A 15,495-nucleotide genomic window follows, 5' to 3' on the forward strand; every position below is an offset into this window, starting at 1 on the left:
CGTCTTTGACTAAAGACGTAACAAAAGAAGGGATAATGTAAGGGAATGTACATGGTATTAATAGGAATAAATGCAGAACTTTCTATTCGTCGGGAAATAGTACGCTGCATCCCTGAATGGATGGGCAATGGCGAAGTTTGCTTGGACGATGATGGTGTGAATCCTGCGTCCTAAGGGCGCTCGGCGCGTACGGTTCCCAGTGCATTCAGACGGGATTTCATGTACATTTAAAACTATCTCTTCTTGGTCTTTTCGGGCTAACGTTCTGGTTTATATATCGTGTGTTCGGCAAGACACTTGTTCAATCCGATCTGGAGTAAAGCATGTCCTCTCGTAAAGAACTTGCCAATGCTATCCGTGCGTTGAGCATGGATGGTGTGCAGAAGGCCAAATCTGGCCATCCGGGCGCACCGATGGGTATGGCCGATATCGCCGAAGTCCTGTGGCGTGACTACCTCAATCATAATCCTGTTAACCCGCATTGGGCCAACCGCGACCGTTTCGTGCTGTCTAACGGTCACGCCTCCATGCTGATCTACAGCCTGCTGCACCTGACCGGCTACGACCTGCCGTTGGAAGAACTGAAGAACTTCCGTCAGCTGCACTCCAAAACGCCGGGTCACCCGGAAGTCGGCTATACGCCGGGCGTGGAAACGACGACGGGCCCGCTGGGGCAGGGGATCGCCAACGCGGTCGGTATGGCTATCGCCGAGCGCACGCTGGCGTCGCAGTTCAACCGCCCTGGGCATAACATCGTCGACCACCACACCTACACCTTCCTGGGCGATGGTTGCATGATGGAAGGGATCTCGCACGAGGTCTGTTCACTAGCAGGTACGCTGAAGCTTGGCAAACTGACCGCGTTCTACGATGACAACGGTATTTCCATCGACGGTCACATCACCGGTTGGTTCACGGACGATACGGCCGCTCGCTTTGAAGCCTACGGCTGGCATGTTATTCGCGGTATCGACGGTCACGATGCGGATGCCATTAAACGCGCCATCGCCGAAGCCCAGTTGGTAACCGACAAACCGTCTCTGCTGATGTGCAAAACGGTCATCGGCTTCGGTTCGCCGAACAAGCAGGGTACGCATGAAGTTCATGGTGCTGCGCTGGGCGATGCCGAAGTGGCCGCGACCCGTAAAAACATCGGCTGGAACTACGGCCCGTTCGAGATCCCGGCCGACATCTACGCCGAGTGGGACGCCCGCGACGCGGGGCAGCGCAAAGAAGCTGACTGGAATAAGGCGTTCGACGCTTACGCCAGCGCTTATCCGGATCTGGCCGCTGAATTCCGTCGTCGTGTCGACGGCGAACTGCCGGCAAACTGGCAGGCGGAATCCGCCAAATATATCGAAGAGCTGCAGGCTAACCCGGCTAGCATCGCCAGCCGCAAGGCGTCTCAGAATGCGCTGGAGAATTACGGCAAGCTGTTGCCTGAATTCCTGGGCGGATCGGCAGATTTGGCGCCAAGCAACCTGACCATGTGGTCCGGCTCCAAGCCGCTGAACGAAGATCCGGCGGGCAACTACATCCACTACGGCGTACGCGAGTTCGGGATGACCGCTATCGCCAACGGGATTGGCCTGCACAGCGGTTTCATTCCTTACACCGCGACCTTCCTGATGTTTGTGGAGTATGCGCGTAATGCGGTACGTATGGCGGCGCTGATGAAACTGCGCAGCATCTACGTTTATACCCATGATTCAATCGGTCTGGGTGAAGATGGCCCGACTCACCAGCCGGTTGAACAGCTGGCGAGTCTGCGTGTTACGCCGAACCTCAGCACCTGGCGTCCGGCTGATCAGGTCGAAACCGCCGTGGCATGGAAATATGCGATTGAACGTCAGGATGGTCCTTCCGCGCTGATCCTGTCACGTCAGAATCTGGCGCAGCAGGAACGTACCGTAGAGCAGTTGGCGAATATTGCCAAAGGCGCTTACGTACTGAAAGACAGCGACGGTCAGCCTGACCTGATCCTGATCGCTACCGGTTCTGAAGTGGAACTGGCCGTGGCGGCCTGGCAGCAGCTGACGAACGACGGCGTGAAGGCGCGCGTGGTTTCCATGCCTTCTACCGATGCGTTCGACAAGCAGGATGCTGCATACCGTGAATCTGTACTGCCTGCCGCCGTCAGCGCGCGCGTGGCGGTGGAAGCCGGTATCGCCGACTATTGGTACAAATATGTCGGTCTGAACGGGGCGATTGTCGGCATGACCACCTTTGGTGAGTCTGCACCGGCCGAGCTGTTGTTCAACGAGTTTGGTTTCACAACCGAAAATGTGGTCGCAAAAGCAAAAGCTTTGCTGAAATAAGTACTGCGTTTGACGAATAAAGGCCGGGGAATTCCCCCGGCCTTTTTTTATCTTCGATCCCTACTTTTTCAATGCGACAAGAAGTTGTATTCATTTTTTTGACGTACGTCACTCTTCTGGCACATGCCCGTGGGGACGATTCCTTTTGACAATGAATTCGTTTATGCTAGCTGAAGCGTTTCAGTCATCGGAGCAGTCACCCATTTTCCGCTCAATCAGCCGGGTTTCACGGGCCGATGACGAAGAGAACGCAAGGTATAACCAACGGTTTATTCCTGACGATGTACTGATTATTCTATAGGACCAGCGGTTTTATCATTGCACAGGGAATTTCATGACGATCCGTATTGCGATAAACGGTTTTGGTCGGATAGGACGCAGTGTATTGCGGGCTCTCTATGAGTCCGGACGGCGCGCGAGATCTCCGTCGTCGCGATCAATGAACTGGCGAATGCCGAAGGGATCGCCCACCTACTCAAATACGACAGTAGCCATGGCCGTTTTTCGTGGGATGTCGCTCAGGAATGCGATCAGCTGTACGTAGGGGATGACATCATCCGCCTGCTGCACGAGCCGCAGCCGCAACACCTGCCCTGGAAAGAACTGGGTGTGGACATCGTGCTGGACTGTAGCGGCGTCTACGGCAGCCGGGCCGATGGCGAGGCGCATCTGGCCGCCGGCGCTCGCAAAGTGCTGTTTTCGCATCCCGGCACGCCGGATCTGGACGCCACTGTGGTGTACGGCGTCAACCAGGATGATCTAAGGTCCGATCACCGTCTGGTGTCGAATGCATCCTGCACCACCAACTGTATTATTCCCGTGATAAAACTGCTCGATGACGCGTTTGGCATTGAAAGCGGTACGGTCACCACTATTCATGCCTCCATGAACGATCAACCGGTGATTGACGCCTATCACCATGATTTGCGCCGCACGCGTGCGGCCAGCCAGTCAATCATTCCGGTGGATACCAAACTGGCGGCGGGAATTACGCGGTTTTTTCCGAAATTCCTGGATCGTTTTGAAGCGATATCCGTGCGGGTTCCCACCACGAACGTCACGGCGATCGATTTAAGCGTTAGCGTGAGAAGTAAAGTAAACGTCTGCGAAATCAATAGCCTGCTGCAAAGCTCAGCGCGAGGGGCATTTCGTGGTATAGTTGACTACACAGAATTACCGTTAGTTTCGGCCGATTTTAATCACGATCCGCACAGCGCGATCGTGGACGGAACTCAAACCCGGGTCAGTGGGCATTATCTGATAAAAACACTGGTCTGGTGCGATAATGAATGGGGCTTCGCCAACCGCATGTTGGATACAACTCGGGCAATGGCGGCCTGCGGATTCTAGTACGCGGCGGCGGTTCTGCCGACGCCTCGCTCAAGCAACTTTAAGAGAATCAACCAAGAGGATTCACCATGGCTGTAATTAAGATGACCGATCTGGATCTGGCTGGCAAACGTGTGCTGATCCGTGCGGATCTGAATGTACCGGTTAAAGCTGGCAAAGTGACGTCCGATGCGCGTATCCGCGCATCTCTGCCGACAATCGAAAAAGCGCTGAAGCAGGGTGCCCGCGTGATGGTGACTTCCCACCTGGGTCGTCCTACCGAAGGCGAATATAACGAAGAATTTTCCCTGCTGCCGGTTGTTAACTACCTGAAAGACAAATTGTCTTCACCAGTACGTCTGGCGAAAGATTACCTGGAAGGCGTTGATGTCGCGGAAGGCGAACTGGTTGTTTTGGAAAACGTCCGCTTCAACAAAGGCGAGAAGAAAGACGACGAAGTGCTGGCGAAAAAATATGCCGCTCTGTGCGACGTGTTCGTCATGGACGCCTTTGGTACGGCTCACCGCGCTCAGGCTTCGACTCACGGCGTAGGTAAATTCGCCCCGATCGCCTGTGCCGGTCCGCTGCTGTCTGCTGAACTGGAAGCGCTGGGCAAAGCCCTGGGCAAACCGGCTCGCCCGATGGTCGCAATTGTCGGCGGTTCTAAAGTTTCCACCAAACTGACGGTTCTGGACTCCCTGTCTAAAATCGCTGACCAGCTGATCGTCGGTGGCGGCATCGCCAACACCTTCATCGCGGCTCAGGGCCACAACGTGGGTAAATCCCTGTACGAAGCGGACCTGATTCCAGAAGCGAAAAAACTGCTGGAAACCTGCGATATCCCGGTACCCAGCGATGTACGCGTGGCGACAGAGTTCTCCGAAACTGCAAGCTGCACAATGAAATCCGTCTCTGAAATCAAAGACGACGAACAGGTTCTGGATCTGGGCGACGTTTCTGCAGAACGCCTGGCTGAAATCCTGAAAAATGCCAAGACTATCCTGTGGAACGGTCCAGTAGGTGTGTTCGAATTCCCGAACTTCCGTAAAGGCACCGAAGTGATCGCGCAGGCGATTGCCGACAGCGACGCTTTCTCCATCGCGGGCGGCGGCGATACTCTGGCTGCTATCGACCTGTTCGGTATTGAAGATAAAATCTCTTACATCTCTACTGGCGGCGGCGCCTTCCTTGAGTTCGTTGAAGGTAAAAAACTGCCGGCCGTAGTGATGCTGGAAGAACGCGCTAAACAGTAATGATGAACGACGGGAGAGGTATCTCCCGTTTGCGGTTGCCTCTATGCTGAGGTGGAGGCAACTGCTGCTATCTCTAACCCCCCCACGGCCAACGAAACAGGACACGTAACATGTCTAAAATCTTCGATTTCGTAAAACCTGGTGTCATCACTGGTGATGACGTACAGAAAGTTTTTGCAGTCGCAAAAGAAAACAAATTTGCCCTGCCCGCCGTTAACTGTGTCGGTACCGACTCAATTAACGCCGTGCTGGAAACCGCTGCGAAAGTGCGCGCACCTGTCATTGTGCAGTTCTCCAACGGCGGCGCTGGCTTCATCGCAGGTAAAGGCCTGAAATCCGATGTTCCGCAGCAGGCGGCTATCCAGGGTGCTATCTCTGGCGCGCATCATGTTCATCAGATGGCTGAATACTACGGTGTTCCGGTTATCCTGCACACCGACCACTGCGCTAAGAAACTGCTGCCGTGGCTGGACGGACTGCTGGACGCTGGCGAAAAATTCTTCGCGGCCAACGGCAAACCGCTGTTCTCTTCTCACATGATCGACCTGTCTGAAGAGTCTCTGGAAGAAAACATCGAAATCTGCAGCAAATACCTGACTCGCATGGCTAAACTGGGTATGACGCTGGAAATCGAACTGGGTTGCACCGGCGGTGAAGAAGATGGCGTAGATAACAGCCATCTGGACAACTCCGCGCTGTACACTCAGCCGGAAGACGTGGCTTACGCGTACGAAAAACTGAACGCTATCAGCCCGCGTTTCACCATCGCTGCTTCCTTCGGTAACGTACACGGCGTTTACAAGCCGGGTAACGTACAGCTGACTCCGAAAATCCTGCGTAACTCTCAGGACTTCGTTTCTGAGAAATACAACCTGCCGCACAACAGCCTGAACTTCGTGTTCCACGGCGGTTCTGGTTCTACTGCTGCAGAAATCGAAGAAGCGGTTGGTTACGGTGTTATCAAAATGAACATCGATACCGATACCCAGTGGGCTACCTGGGAAGGTATTCTGCAGTACTACAAGAAAAACGAAGGCTACCTGCAGGCACAGCTGGGTAACCCGGAAGGCGCTGACAAGCCGAACAAGAAATACTACGACCCGCGTGCATGGCTGCGTGCTGCGCAGAGCACCATGATCGCTCGTCTGGAACAAGCCTTCAAAGAACTGAACGCGACCGACGTTCTGTAATAAATACAAGTTAAACGGCTTCAATAAGGCTCCTTCGGGAGCCTTATTTTTACTTCCGTTTCATACAAATGGCGGTAGATTTAGGTGTGGGTAAGTAAGTTTAGCGAGTCTCAAACAGGAGTAAGTCAATGGAAGATTTGGATGTAACAGAAAGCGTAAGTCGCGCGCAGACCTGGTTGACCAACAACCAGCACGTGCTGTTGGAGTATGCCGTTAATATTGTTTCCTCTCTGGTCATTTTGATCGCGGGATTGATTGTCGCGCGGATCGTCTCCAGCACGCTGAACCGTCTGATGCGGGCGCGGAGTATTGATGCCACGGTTGCGGATTTCCTTTCCGCCATTGCGCGTTACGGCGTAATTGCCTTTACATTGATTGCCGCGTTAAGCCGCATCGGCGTCCAGACGGCGTCGATTATCGCCGTGTTGGGTGCCGCCGGTTTGGCCGTAGGTCTGGCGCTGCAAGGCTCGCTGTCCAACTTTGCTGCTGGCGTGCTGATTGTGATGTTCCGTCCTTTCCGCACCGGCGAAAGCGTCGATCTGGGCGGCGTGAGCGGTACGGTCACTCAGGTGCAGATTTTCTCTAGTACGCTGCTGACGACGGATGGCCGCATCATCGTTGTCCCGAACGGCAAAATCATCTCCGGCAATATCATCAATAGCTCCCGCGAGCCGGATCGCCGTACCGAGATCATCGTGGGCGTTGCTTACGATGCGGATATCGATGTGGTGAAGAAAGTGCTGGGCGATATCATCAATGCGGATGACCGTATACAGAAAGATAAAGATATCGTGATCCGTCTGAACGAAATGGCGGCCTCTTCACTGAATTTTGTTGTGCGCGTATGGACGAGCAATGCGGACTCCACCGTGGTGTACTGGGACTTGCTGGAAAACTTCAAGCGCGCGCTTGATGAACACCAGATCGGCATCCCTTACCCGCAGATGGATGTGCACCTGCACCAGACCGCGACGGCGGAATCCGCCGACAAGGCTTAAGCCAGACCTTTCTCTTATGCGCTGCCCGGCCCGGTTTTACGGGCAGCGCAATACCACACTTTATTTTCCTTTCGTTTAGCCAACCTCTGCCAATCTTTAGAAACTCTCCTATATTGTGGGGGAGCCACCTCACGTATGGTGTGCACTGCCGTCATCATTTCAAAGGAGAGCGTGTGAAACTCAAGACACTGACATTGGCTGCGATTATCGGTATGGGGGCGCTATCCGCCGCGGCTACGGCCAATGAGCTGCCCAATGGCCCGCATATCGTCACCTCAGGCTCGGCCAGCGTAGACGCCACGCCGGATATCGCCCGTCTGGCTATTGAAGTTAGCGTGTCCTCCAAGGATGCCGCTGACGCTAAAAAACAAGCAGACGCTCGCGTTGCGCAATATTTCGATTTCCTCGCTAAACAGGGGATCGACAAAAAGGATATCAATGCGGCGAATATCCGCACCCAGCCTGAATATGACTACCTGAAAACCGGGGGTAGCGTGTTGAAAGGCTACAGTGCCGTTCGACAGGTGGAAGTGACCGTACGCCAGTTGGACAAGCTGAATGAGCTACTGGATGGCGCGCTGAAGTCAGGCCTGAATGAAATTCGCACGGTCGATCTAAGCGTTTCTAATCCGGACACCTATCGTGACCAGGCGCGCCAAAAGGCGATTGAACAGGCAAGCAGCCAGGCTCAGGCGCTGGCCAGTGGTTTCAAAACGACGCTGGGGCCTGTTTACAGCATTCGCTATCACGTCGCCAATTACCAGCCGGTGCCGGTGGCACGCATGCTGAAAGCGTCGGATGCCGCCGTACAGACGATGGCGTCGCAGACCTACGAACAACAAACCATTCATTTCGACGATCAGGTCGACGTTGTGTTTGAGTTGCAACGTCAGCCCTGATGCCTTCATCTCGCGGGCGCGGGGCATGCAGCGATCAAGGCTGACGAAGCACCCGACGCCCGTGCTCCAACAACGCATCCGTCACTTTACGCATCATCCGGCTTTCCGGCGCGAAGCGATGCCAATACAGCATCCGACGTTGCAGCAGGCCGGGTGTGAGATCGATTAGCTCGCCGTTAGCCAATTCGCGTTCGATCTGCAGGTGGGGGATCATGCAGCAAGTCGTACCTTGACGCGCCAATTGCACAAAAGCTTCCGACGAGTTCACGATATGGCAGGGGACGCTGCCAGGTGACAGGTCGAAATTTTGCTGTAAGAACGCCTGATGCATGTCATCCAAATGGTCGAAAGCCACCGCCGGCGCGCGCAGCAGGGCGGAGCGCGTGACGCCGTTTGGAAAATAGCGCGAGGCGAATTCCGGCGAGGCGACGAATAGGTAGTCCAACGCGCCTAGCGCGTCGACCAGACAGCTGGGCAGGGGTTGCGGTTGAATACTGACGGCGCCGACTACCTCGCCGCGTCGCAAGCGTTCCTGCGTGCGAGTTTCGTCCTCAACCTGCAGATTCAGACGTATCGGCGAGTCTGCCAGTACCGACTGCAATGCCGGCAGCAGCCAGGTCGCCAGACTATCGGCGTTGACCGCCAGCGATAGCAGGAGAGGGGCCTCGATGCTATTTTCATCGCCGAGCCACTCTTCTTCCAGCAGTTCAACCTGATGCAGCAACGCCAATAGCTTTTGGCCCTGTTCGGTCGGACGGGGAGGGATCGTTCTGACCAACAACGGCTGGCCAAAGAGATTCTCGAGCTGCTTGATGCGCTGCGATACGGCGGATTGAGTAATGCAAAGTTTCTGTGCTGCGCGTTCAAAGCCCCGCTCGCGGATTACGGCGTCCAGGGCCTGAAGAGTGCGATAGTCCGGGCGTTTCATGAAGGGGGAAAGTTCCTGTGAATAATATTACTCTTTTCACTATGCCATAATTTTTGGCGTCACCTCTCTAATAAATGACGCGTTTATCTGCCAACTCCTCAAATTTGCGTCTACGCAAACGCTAAATCACGCCTTTTAGGCAACGTCTGCCTTATAATACGCACACTTTACAAAGCAACAGGCAATCAGACCATGACTCAGGATGAACTCAAAAAAGCCGTCGGCTGGGCCGCGCTGGATTACGTGCGCCCCGGTACTATCGTCGGCGTTGGCACAGGCTCGACGGCGGCGCATTTTATCGATGCGCTGGGCACCATGAAAGATCAGATCGAAGGCGCGGTGTCCAGCTCGGATGCCTCTACAGCCAAACTGAAAAGCCTGGGTATTCCGGTGTTTGATTGTAATGAAGTTGATGTGCTGGACGTTTACGTGGACGGCGCGGACGAAATCAACGGTCATATGCAGATGATCAAGGGCGGGGGCGCGGCGCTAACGCGTGAAAAAATTGTCGCCGCCATTGCCCGGCAGTTTGTCTGTATCGTCGATGCCACCAAACAGGTAGATATTCTGGGGCGTTTCCCGTTGCCGGTTGAGGTGATCCCCATGGCGCGGTCTTACGTCGCGCGGGAGCTGGTCAAATTGGGCGGTCAGCCGGAATATCGTCAGGGGGTTGTGACCGACAACGGTAACGTCATTCTGGATGTGCATAACCTGGATATCTCTGACGCGATGGCGATGGAGAACCGAATTAACAGCATCGCCGGTGTGGTGACGGTTGGTCTGTTTGCCAACCGTGGCGCGGATGTCGCGCTGGTGGGAACGCCGGATGGCGTGAAAACGGTTAAACGCAGCTAGTCAGGGATAGTCTCGCGCAGTTTCTTTCCGGCCTGTTTGGGCAGGCCGGATTAGTGGAAATCGGAGGCATTTTTTTTACCCGGCATTTTTGGTGCTTAATATCACTTTTCCTTATTTGGCACGGCCACAATATGGTCGGCTTCTTATTTAGCAGCATTTTTGGCCACAAATGTCGCTTTAGCGTGCCGCTTCGGCGCGCCGAGAAGCAATCGTTTGTATTGCCGCCCGCGTAATTTTTGTTATGTTTGCAGGCAATGGTTTTGCAAACCGTCACATCTAAAGTCTGAAAAATAAGGTCGGGAAATGGCAAAGGTATCACTCGAAAAAGATAAGATTAAATTTCTGTTATTAGAAGGCGTACACCAGAATGCGGTCGATAACCTGCGTTCCGCCGGATACACCAACATCGAATACCATAAAGGCGCGCTGGACCCGGAAACGCTGAAAGAGTCAATTCGCGATGCGCATTTCGTCGGCATTCGTTCGCGCACGCACCTGACCGAAGAAATCTTCGCTGCGGCGGAGAAACTGGTTGCCGTCGGGTGCTTCTGCATCGGCACCAATCAGGTTGAATTGCTGTCCGCCACCAAACGCGGTATCCCGGTCTTTAACGCGCCATTCTCCAACACTCGCTCCGTCGCTGAACTCGTCATCGGCGAACTGCTGCTGATGCTGCGTGGCGTTCCTGGGGCCAATGCCAAGGCACACCGCGGCGAATGGCACAAACAGGCTATCGGCAGCTACGAAGCCCGCGGAAAAAATCTCGGGATTATCGGCTACGGTCATATCGGTACTCAGCTGGGAATTCTGGCGGAAAGCCTGGGCATGCATGTTTATTACTATGACATCGAAAGCAAACTGTCTCTGGGCAATGCGCAGCAGGTTAATCAGCTGTCCGACCTGTTGAAAATGAGCGATATTGTCAGTCTGCACGTGCCGGAAACCGATAGTACACAAAACATGATCGCGGCCAACGAACTAGCTCAGATGAAGCCGGGTGCCATGCTGATTAACGCCTCACGCGGTACCGTGGTGGATATTCCCGCGCTGTGTGAGGCCCTGAGCAGCAAGCATCTGTCTGGGGCGGCGATTGACGTCTTCCCGCAAGAGCCTGCCTCTAACAAAGAACCGTTCCTGTCGCCGCTGTGCGAATTTGATAATGTGCTGCTGACGCCGCACATTGGGGGATCTACTCAGGAAGCGCAGGAAAACATCGGTGGGGAAGTGGCTAGCAAGCTGGTGAAATATTCCGACAACGGCTCTACGTTGTCTGCGGTGAACTTCCCTGAGGTGTCTCTGCCGACGCACAGCGCACGCGCTAGCCGTCTGCTGCATATTCATGAAAACCGTCCGGGTATCATGACCCAGCTGAACACTATTTTTGCCAACGAAGGCATCAACATTGCCGCGCAGTATCTGCAGACCAGCGCCGATATTGGCTATGTCGTAATTGACGTGGTCACCGACAGCGCTGACACCGCGTTGCAGTTAATGAAATCCATTCCGGGCACCATTCGCGCCCGCTTGCTGTACTGATAATCGTCTTCATTTTTATCAGAAAACCGGCCCGGTGAGGGCCGGTTTTGTTTTACTGGCAGTCGATGACGATCTTGCCTTGAGTATGCCCTTCTAAAACAGTTTTATGCGCGGCGGCGAGCGTTTCCGTCGTTAATCCGTTCAGCACCTGGCTGGCGGTTCCTTTCAGTTTGCCTGCGTCGACGTCACGAGCGACCTGCTGCAAAATTTCTCCCTGACGGCCGATATCTGGCGTGGTGTACATGCTGCGGGTGAACATGAATTCCCATTGCAGGGCGGCGCTTTTGAGTTTGAGCTGGGTTTGGTCCAGCGGATGCGCATTTTCTACGATCGTGCAGATTTGGCCCATAGGCGCAATTAACTGTCCGATGGCGTCCCAGTGACCGTCGGTATCGTTGAGGCAGAAGATGTAATCCACCTGCTCGAATCCTTGCTGTTTGACCGCGTCCACCAGATTGCGGTAGTTCACTACGTGGTGCGCGCCACGCTGCTTGCACCATTCGACGGAGTCCGGACGGGAGGCCGTGGTGATAATGTTCACCTTGCTGTGCAATGCGGCCAGAGAGATGGCCATGGATCCTACGCCGCCCGCGCCGCCGATAATCAGCAGCGTCTTGCCGGCTTCCGCGTCCTGAATTTTCAGGTGTTCGAACAGCCCTTCCCAGGCGGTCAGCGAGGTCAGAGGCAGCGCCGCCGCCGCCGCCCAGTCCAGCGATTTAGGTTTGTGCGCCACAATGCGCGAGTCGACTAATTGATGAGTGCTGTTGCTGCCGGGGCGGGTGATATCGCCGGCATACCAGACCTCATCCCCCTCCTGAAAACCCGCTACTGCAGAGCCGACCTTCAGCACGACGCCGCTGGCGTCCCATCCCAGGATACGCGGCGTTTTCAAGCCGTCGGCGCGTAGCATCGCATGCACTTTGGTATCTACCGGGTTGATGGAAACCGCTTTGACGGCAACCAAGAGATCGTGGTCGCCGGGAGACGGTATGTCCTGAGTGATTTCAATAAAGTTTTCCGGTTGTTTAGGATCAACCGCGATCGCTGTTGCTGTCATAGTGAACTCTCCCATTCTGCAAAGTGTTGGCATCGATGTAGCCGTACATCACAGTGTAGAACGGCAGAAGGAGGCTGATAAGATGTACAATGAATAACGCAGTGTTCGAAAAAGAAGAACAATCATGTTTAATCAACTAAAGGATATGGCGCTGTTCGCATTAGTTGCTGAGTGCGGCAGCTTCACACAGGCCGCGCAGCGGGCGGGCATGGCGAAGTCTAGTTTGAGTCAGCGCGTCAGCCTATTAGAGCAGCGGCTAGGGCTGCGGTTGATGAACCGCACGACGCGTAAAATCAACCTTACGTTCGCGGGTGAGCGCTATCTGATTCATTGTCAGGAGATGCTGCAGGCGCAGGAGCGCGCGGATTTGACGATCCAGCATCTGCGGGATAATCCCAGTGGTCGGTTACGCATTACCAGCCCTGCGGGCGTGGGAGCCACTCTGCTGGCGAAATTGACGGCTGAGTTTCAACAGCGCTTTCCTGCCGTCATGCTTGAGGTATCGGTGTCGGATACTGTGATCGATCTGGTGGCCGATGGGTTTGACATTGGCTTGCGCACCGGTAAACCACAGGATTCGTCTCTGATAGGGCGAGCTCTGGGATTAACGCCGCGATATCTGGTGGCATCCAGCGGCTATCTGGATCGCGCAGCGCCGCTGATGCACCCGAGGCAGCTACAGGAGCACAGTTGCATTGCGCATCGTGCCTGGACCGAGTGGGTGCTGCATCGGGAAAAAGAGTACTACCACTGTCTGCTGCCGCGTTCTCACGTCACGGATAACTTGCTCTACGCTCGCGCATGTGCGATTGCCGATGGCGGCATTACGCTTCTCCCCGAGTTCTTGAGTCGGGAAGCTATCGCCGCTGGAACGTTGCTAAGGGTGTTACCGCAATGGCAGGCGGAGCCAAACGATCTGTATCTTGTCTATCCCAGTCGCAAATTGAACTCGCCCGCGCTGGCTTGTTTCATTGATTTTGTGTTGCAGCATGAGGCTTTCTTTCCGCAAACGTCAGAGAAGCAACGCAGTGGATAGCGTCCGGTATCTGGCTATTGGCAGAGCAGATTTCGTCTGATGCTTTTGCTAAGCGAAGGGGCGGCGCTGTACGACCGCTATTGAGGCCCATCGACAGGGACGATAGCCTTGCAGACCAGACCAGACCAGACCAGACCAGACCAGACCAGACCAGACCAGACCAGACCAGACCAGACCAGATGTCGTACCATCCATAGGATAGAAGAGGCGAGTCGGGCTTAGGGGGGGCGGTGCCGTTAGGCACAGAGTTCGGTTCGCTGAACGGCGTAAGTCAATTTAGCCGATAATGCGTGAAAAACTCTTTTAAAAACCAACGATGCAGATAAAAGAGGCCCGCACCGGGGCGAGCCTCATGATTGCGTGTCGTTAAAAACGTTACGCCATTTTCTTGTATTTAATGCGGTGAGGCTCCAGAGCCTCCGCACCCAACGTACGCTTCTTGTACTCTTCGTATTCGGTGAAGTTACCTTCGAAGAACTCGACTTTGCCCTCATCCTGATAATCAATGATGTGGGTCGCGATACGGTCCAGGAACCAGCGGTCATGGGAGATAACCATGGCACACCCCGGGAATTCCAGCAGGGCGTTTTCTAACGCTCGCAGGGTTTCAATATCCAGGTCGTTGGTCGGTTCATCAAGCAGCAGCATGTTGCCGCCAACCTGAAGCAGCTTCGCCAGATGTAGACGTCCGCGCTCGCCACCCGACAGATCGCCGATGCGTTTGCCCTGATCCACGCCTTTGAAGTTGAAACGTCCGACATAGGCGCGGCTGGGCAGCTCGAAGTTGCCGATGCGCATAATGTCCTGACCGCCGGAAACTTCTTCCCAGACAGTTTTGCTGTTGTCCATGTTGTCACGGAACTGGTCGACGGAGGCTAGCTGAACGGTTTCTCCCAGACTTATCTCGCCGCTATCCGGCTGTTCCTGACTGGATAACATACGGAACAGCGTGGATTTACCTGCGCCGTTCGGGCCGATAATCCCCACAATCGCACCTTTTGGCAGAGTGAAAGAGAGATTGTCGATCAGGACGCGATCGCCGTAAGACTTGTGTAAGTTAGTCACTTCCAGGACTTTGTCGCCGAGGCGCTGACCGGCCGGGATAAAGAGTTCGCTGGTTTCATTACGTTTCTGGTACTCAACGTTGTTGAGTTCTTCAAAGCGAGCCAGACGAGCCTTGCCTTTTGACTGACGGCCTTTGGCGCCCTGTCGAACCCACTCCAGCTCTTTCTCGATAGACTTGCGACGAGCCGCTTCAGCAGACGCTTCCTGCGCCAGACGCTGATCTTTCTGCTCCAGCCAGGAAGAGTAGTTGCCTTCCCACGGAATCCCTTCGCCACGGTCGAGTTCCAGAATCCATCCCGCCACGTTGTCGAGGAAGTAGCGGTCATGGGTGATCGCCACTACCGTACCCTCATAATCGTGGAGGAAGCGCTCCAGCCACGCGACGGATTCGGCATCCAAGTGGTTGGTCGGTTCATCCAGCAGCAGCATATCCGGTTTTTCCAGCAGCAGCCGACAAATGGCGACGCGGCGACGTTCCCCACCCGAGAGATTGCCGATTTTTGCATCCCACGGCGGCAGACGCAGCGCATCTGCCGCGCGTTCTAACTGATTGTCGAGGTTGTGGCCGTCATGCGCCTGGATGATCGCCTCAAGCTCGCCCTGTTCTTTGGCGAGTTTATCGAAGTCCGCATCAGGCTCGGCATAGGCCGCGTAGACTTCATCCAGACGAGTCAGCGCCTGCTTGACTTCATTGACCGCTTCTTCAATAGCTTCGCGTACAGTCTGCTCCAGATTTAACTGGGGTTCCTGTGGCAGATAGCCGATCTTGATGCCGGGCTGCGGGCGAGCCTCGCCTTCAATGTCTTTATCAATTCCGGCCATGATGCGCAGCAGCGTTGATTTACCGGCTCCGTTCAGACCAAGTACGCCGATCTTGGCGCCCGGAAAAAAGCTGAGGGAGATATCTTTCAGAATATGGCGTTTCGGCGGAACAATTTTGCCGACGCGGTGCATGGTATAAACGTATTGAGCCACGTTGCTCTGAGCCTCTCTCTATCAATGTTGGTGCGGCGGCAAACAGTTTCGCCGCA

At 54.8% G+C, this 15,495-nt stretch carries 11 protein-coding genes and 1 pseudogene; 9 read left to right on the plus strand and 3 right to left on the minus strand.

Translation table 11 applies throughout. The annotated features are described in order from the left end of the window. Nucleotides 1–323 precede the first annotated feature (323 nt). From tkt to AU511_RS00245, 6 genes and pseudogenes are all read left to right on the plus strand, one after another. Nucleotides 324–2,318 (plus strand): transketolase, encoded by a 1,995-nt coding sequence (tkt, locus tag AU511_RS00220; protein WP_094108393.1) that lies wholly within the window; start codon nt 324–326, stop codon nt 2,316–2,318. A gap of 334 nt (nt 2,319–2,652) precedes the next feature. Next, nucleotides 2,653–3,668: pseudogene (gene epd, locus AU511_RS00225) on the plus strand (erythrose-4-phosphate dehydrogenase). Between the two features lie 68 nt (nt 3,669–3,736). Next, entirely contained in the window at nt 3,737–4,900 is a 1,164-nt protein-coding gene (pgk, locus tag AU511_RS00230; protein WP_026739025.1) for a phosphoglycerate kinase, read from the plus strand. 110 nt (nt 4,901–5,010) lie between these two features. Next, complete coding sequence (gene fbaA, locus AU511_RS00235) at nt 5,011–6,090, plus strand: class II fructose-bisphosphate aldolase (RefSeq protein ID WP_094108394.1); 1,080 nt, start codon at nt 5,011–5,013, stop codon at nt 6,088–6,090. 128 nt (nt 6,091–6,218) lie between these two features. Continuing rightward, on the plus strand, nt 6,219–7,088 hold the full coding sequence (gene mscS / locus AU511_RS00240) for a small-conductance mechanosensitive channel MscS (protein WP_094100962.1): 870 nt from the start codon (nt 6,219–6,221) through the stop codon (nt 7,086–7,088). 173 nt (nt 7,089–7,261) lie between these two features. Next, nucleotides 7,262–7,987 (plus strand): oxidative stress defense protein, encoded by a 726-nt coding sequence (locus AU511_RS00245; protein ID WP_094100961.1) that lies wholly within the window; start codon nt 7,262–7,264, stop codon nt 7,985–7,987. Between the two features lie 34 nt (nt 7,988–8,021). Here the strand turns inward: AU511_RS00245 and AU511_RS00250 are convergent, their stop codons facing one another. Beyond that, nucleotides 8,022–8,915 carry a LysR family transcriptional regulator ArgP gene (locus AU511_RS00250; RefSeq protein ID WP_094100960.1) on the minus strand — a complete coding sequence of 298 codons (894 nt, stop codon included), beginning with the start codon at nt 8,913–8,915 and terminating at the stop codon, nt 8,022–8,024. A gap of 192 nt (nt 8,916–9,107) precedes the next feature. Here AU511_RS00250 and rpiA point away from each other — a divergent pair, with 192 nt between their 5' ends. Beyond that, nucleotides 9,108–9,770: a ribose-5-phosphate isomerase RpiA gene (gene rpiA, locus AU511_RS00255; RefSeq protein WP_094108395.1), complete on the plus strand. Its 663-nt coding sequence runs from the start codon at nt 9,108–9,110 to the stop codon at nt 9,768–9,770. A 303-nt stretch (nt 9,771–10,073) separates the two neighbouring features. Beyond that, a complete protein-coding gene (gene serA, locus AU511_RS00260) occupies nt 10,074–11,306 on the plus strand; it encodes a phosphoglycerate dehydrogenase (RefSeq protein WP_094108396.1) in 1,233 nt (410 codons plus the stop codon). Between the two features lie 52 nt (nt 11,307–11,358). Here the strand turns inward: serA and AU511_RS00265 are convergent, their stop codons facing one another. Next, nucleotides 11,359–12,363 (minus strand): zinc-binding alcohol dehydrogenase family protein, encoded by a 1,005-nt coding sequence (locus tag AU511_RS00265; RefSeq protein WP_094108397.1) that lies wholly within the window; start codon nt 12,361–12,363, stop codon nt 11,359–11,361. A gap of 124 nt (nt 12,364–12,487) precedes the next feature. On the opposite strand from AU511_RS00265, the gene AU511_RS00270 reads away from it, so the two are divergent. Then, on the plus strand, nt 12,488–13,399 hold the full coding sequence (locus AU511_RS00270; protein WP_094100957.1) for a LysR family transcriptional regulator: 912 nt from the start codon (nt 12,488–12,490) through the stop codon (nt 13,397–13,399). A 375-nt stretch (nt 13,400–13,774) separates the two neighbouring features. Here AU511_RS00270 and ettA read toward each other — a convergent pair whose 3' ends face one another. Continuing rightward, the gene (gene ettA / locus AU511_RS00280) at nt 13,775–15,439 is read right to left on the minus strand and encodes an energy-dependent translational throttle protein EttA (RefSeq protein ID WP_094100647.1); all 1,665 of its coding nucleotides are present in this window, start codon (nt 15,437–15,439) and stop codon (nt 13,775–13,777) included. Nucleotides 15,440–15,495 lie beyond the last annotated feature (56 nt).

This window comes from Lonsdalea iberica (assembly GCF_002111585.1).
Classification (GTDB): Bacteria; Pseudomonadota; Gammaproteobacteria; order Enterobacterales; family Enterobacteriaceae; genus Lonsdalea; species Lonsdalea iberica.

Coding starts and splice junctions, on each gene's coding strand:
- AU511_RS00265 (WP_094108397.1), bottom strand. CDS start 12,363: ATGACAGCAACAGCGATCGCGGTTGATCCTAAACAACCGGAAAACTTT.
- mscS (WP_094100962.1), top strand. CDS start 6,219: ATGGAAGATTTGGATGTAACAGAAAGCGTAAGTCGCGCGCAGACCTGG.
- serA (WP_094108396.1), top strand. CDS start 10,074: ATGGCAAAGGTATCACTCGAAAAAGATAAGATTAAATTTCTGTTATTA.
- pgk (WP_026739025.1), top strand. CDS start 3,737: ATGGCTGTAATTAAGATGACCGATCTGGATCTGGCTGGCAAACGTGTG.
- AU511_RS00250 (WP_094100960.1), bottom strand. CDS start 8,915: ATGAAACGCCCGGACTATCGCACTCTTCAGGCCCTGGACGCCGTAATC.
- fbaA (WP_094108394.1), top strand. CDS start 5,011: ATGTCTAAAATCTTCGATTTCGTAAAACCTGGTGTCATCACTGGTGAT.
- tkt (WP_094108393.1), top strand. CDS start 324: ATGTCCTCTCGTAAAGAACTTGCCAATGCTATCCGTGCGTTGAGCATG.
- AU511_RS00270 (WP_094100957.1), top strand. CDS start 12,488: ATGTTTAATCAACTAAAGGATATGGCGCTGTTCGCATTAGTTGCTGAG.
- rpiA (WP_094108395.1), top strand. CDS start 9,108: ATGACTCAGGATGAACTCAAAAAAGCCGTCGGCTGGGCCGCGCTGGAT.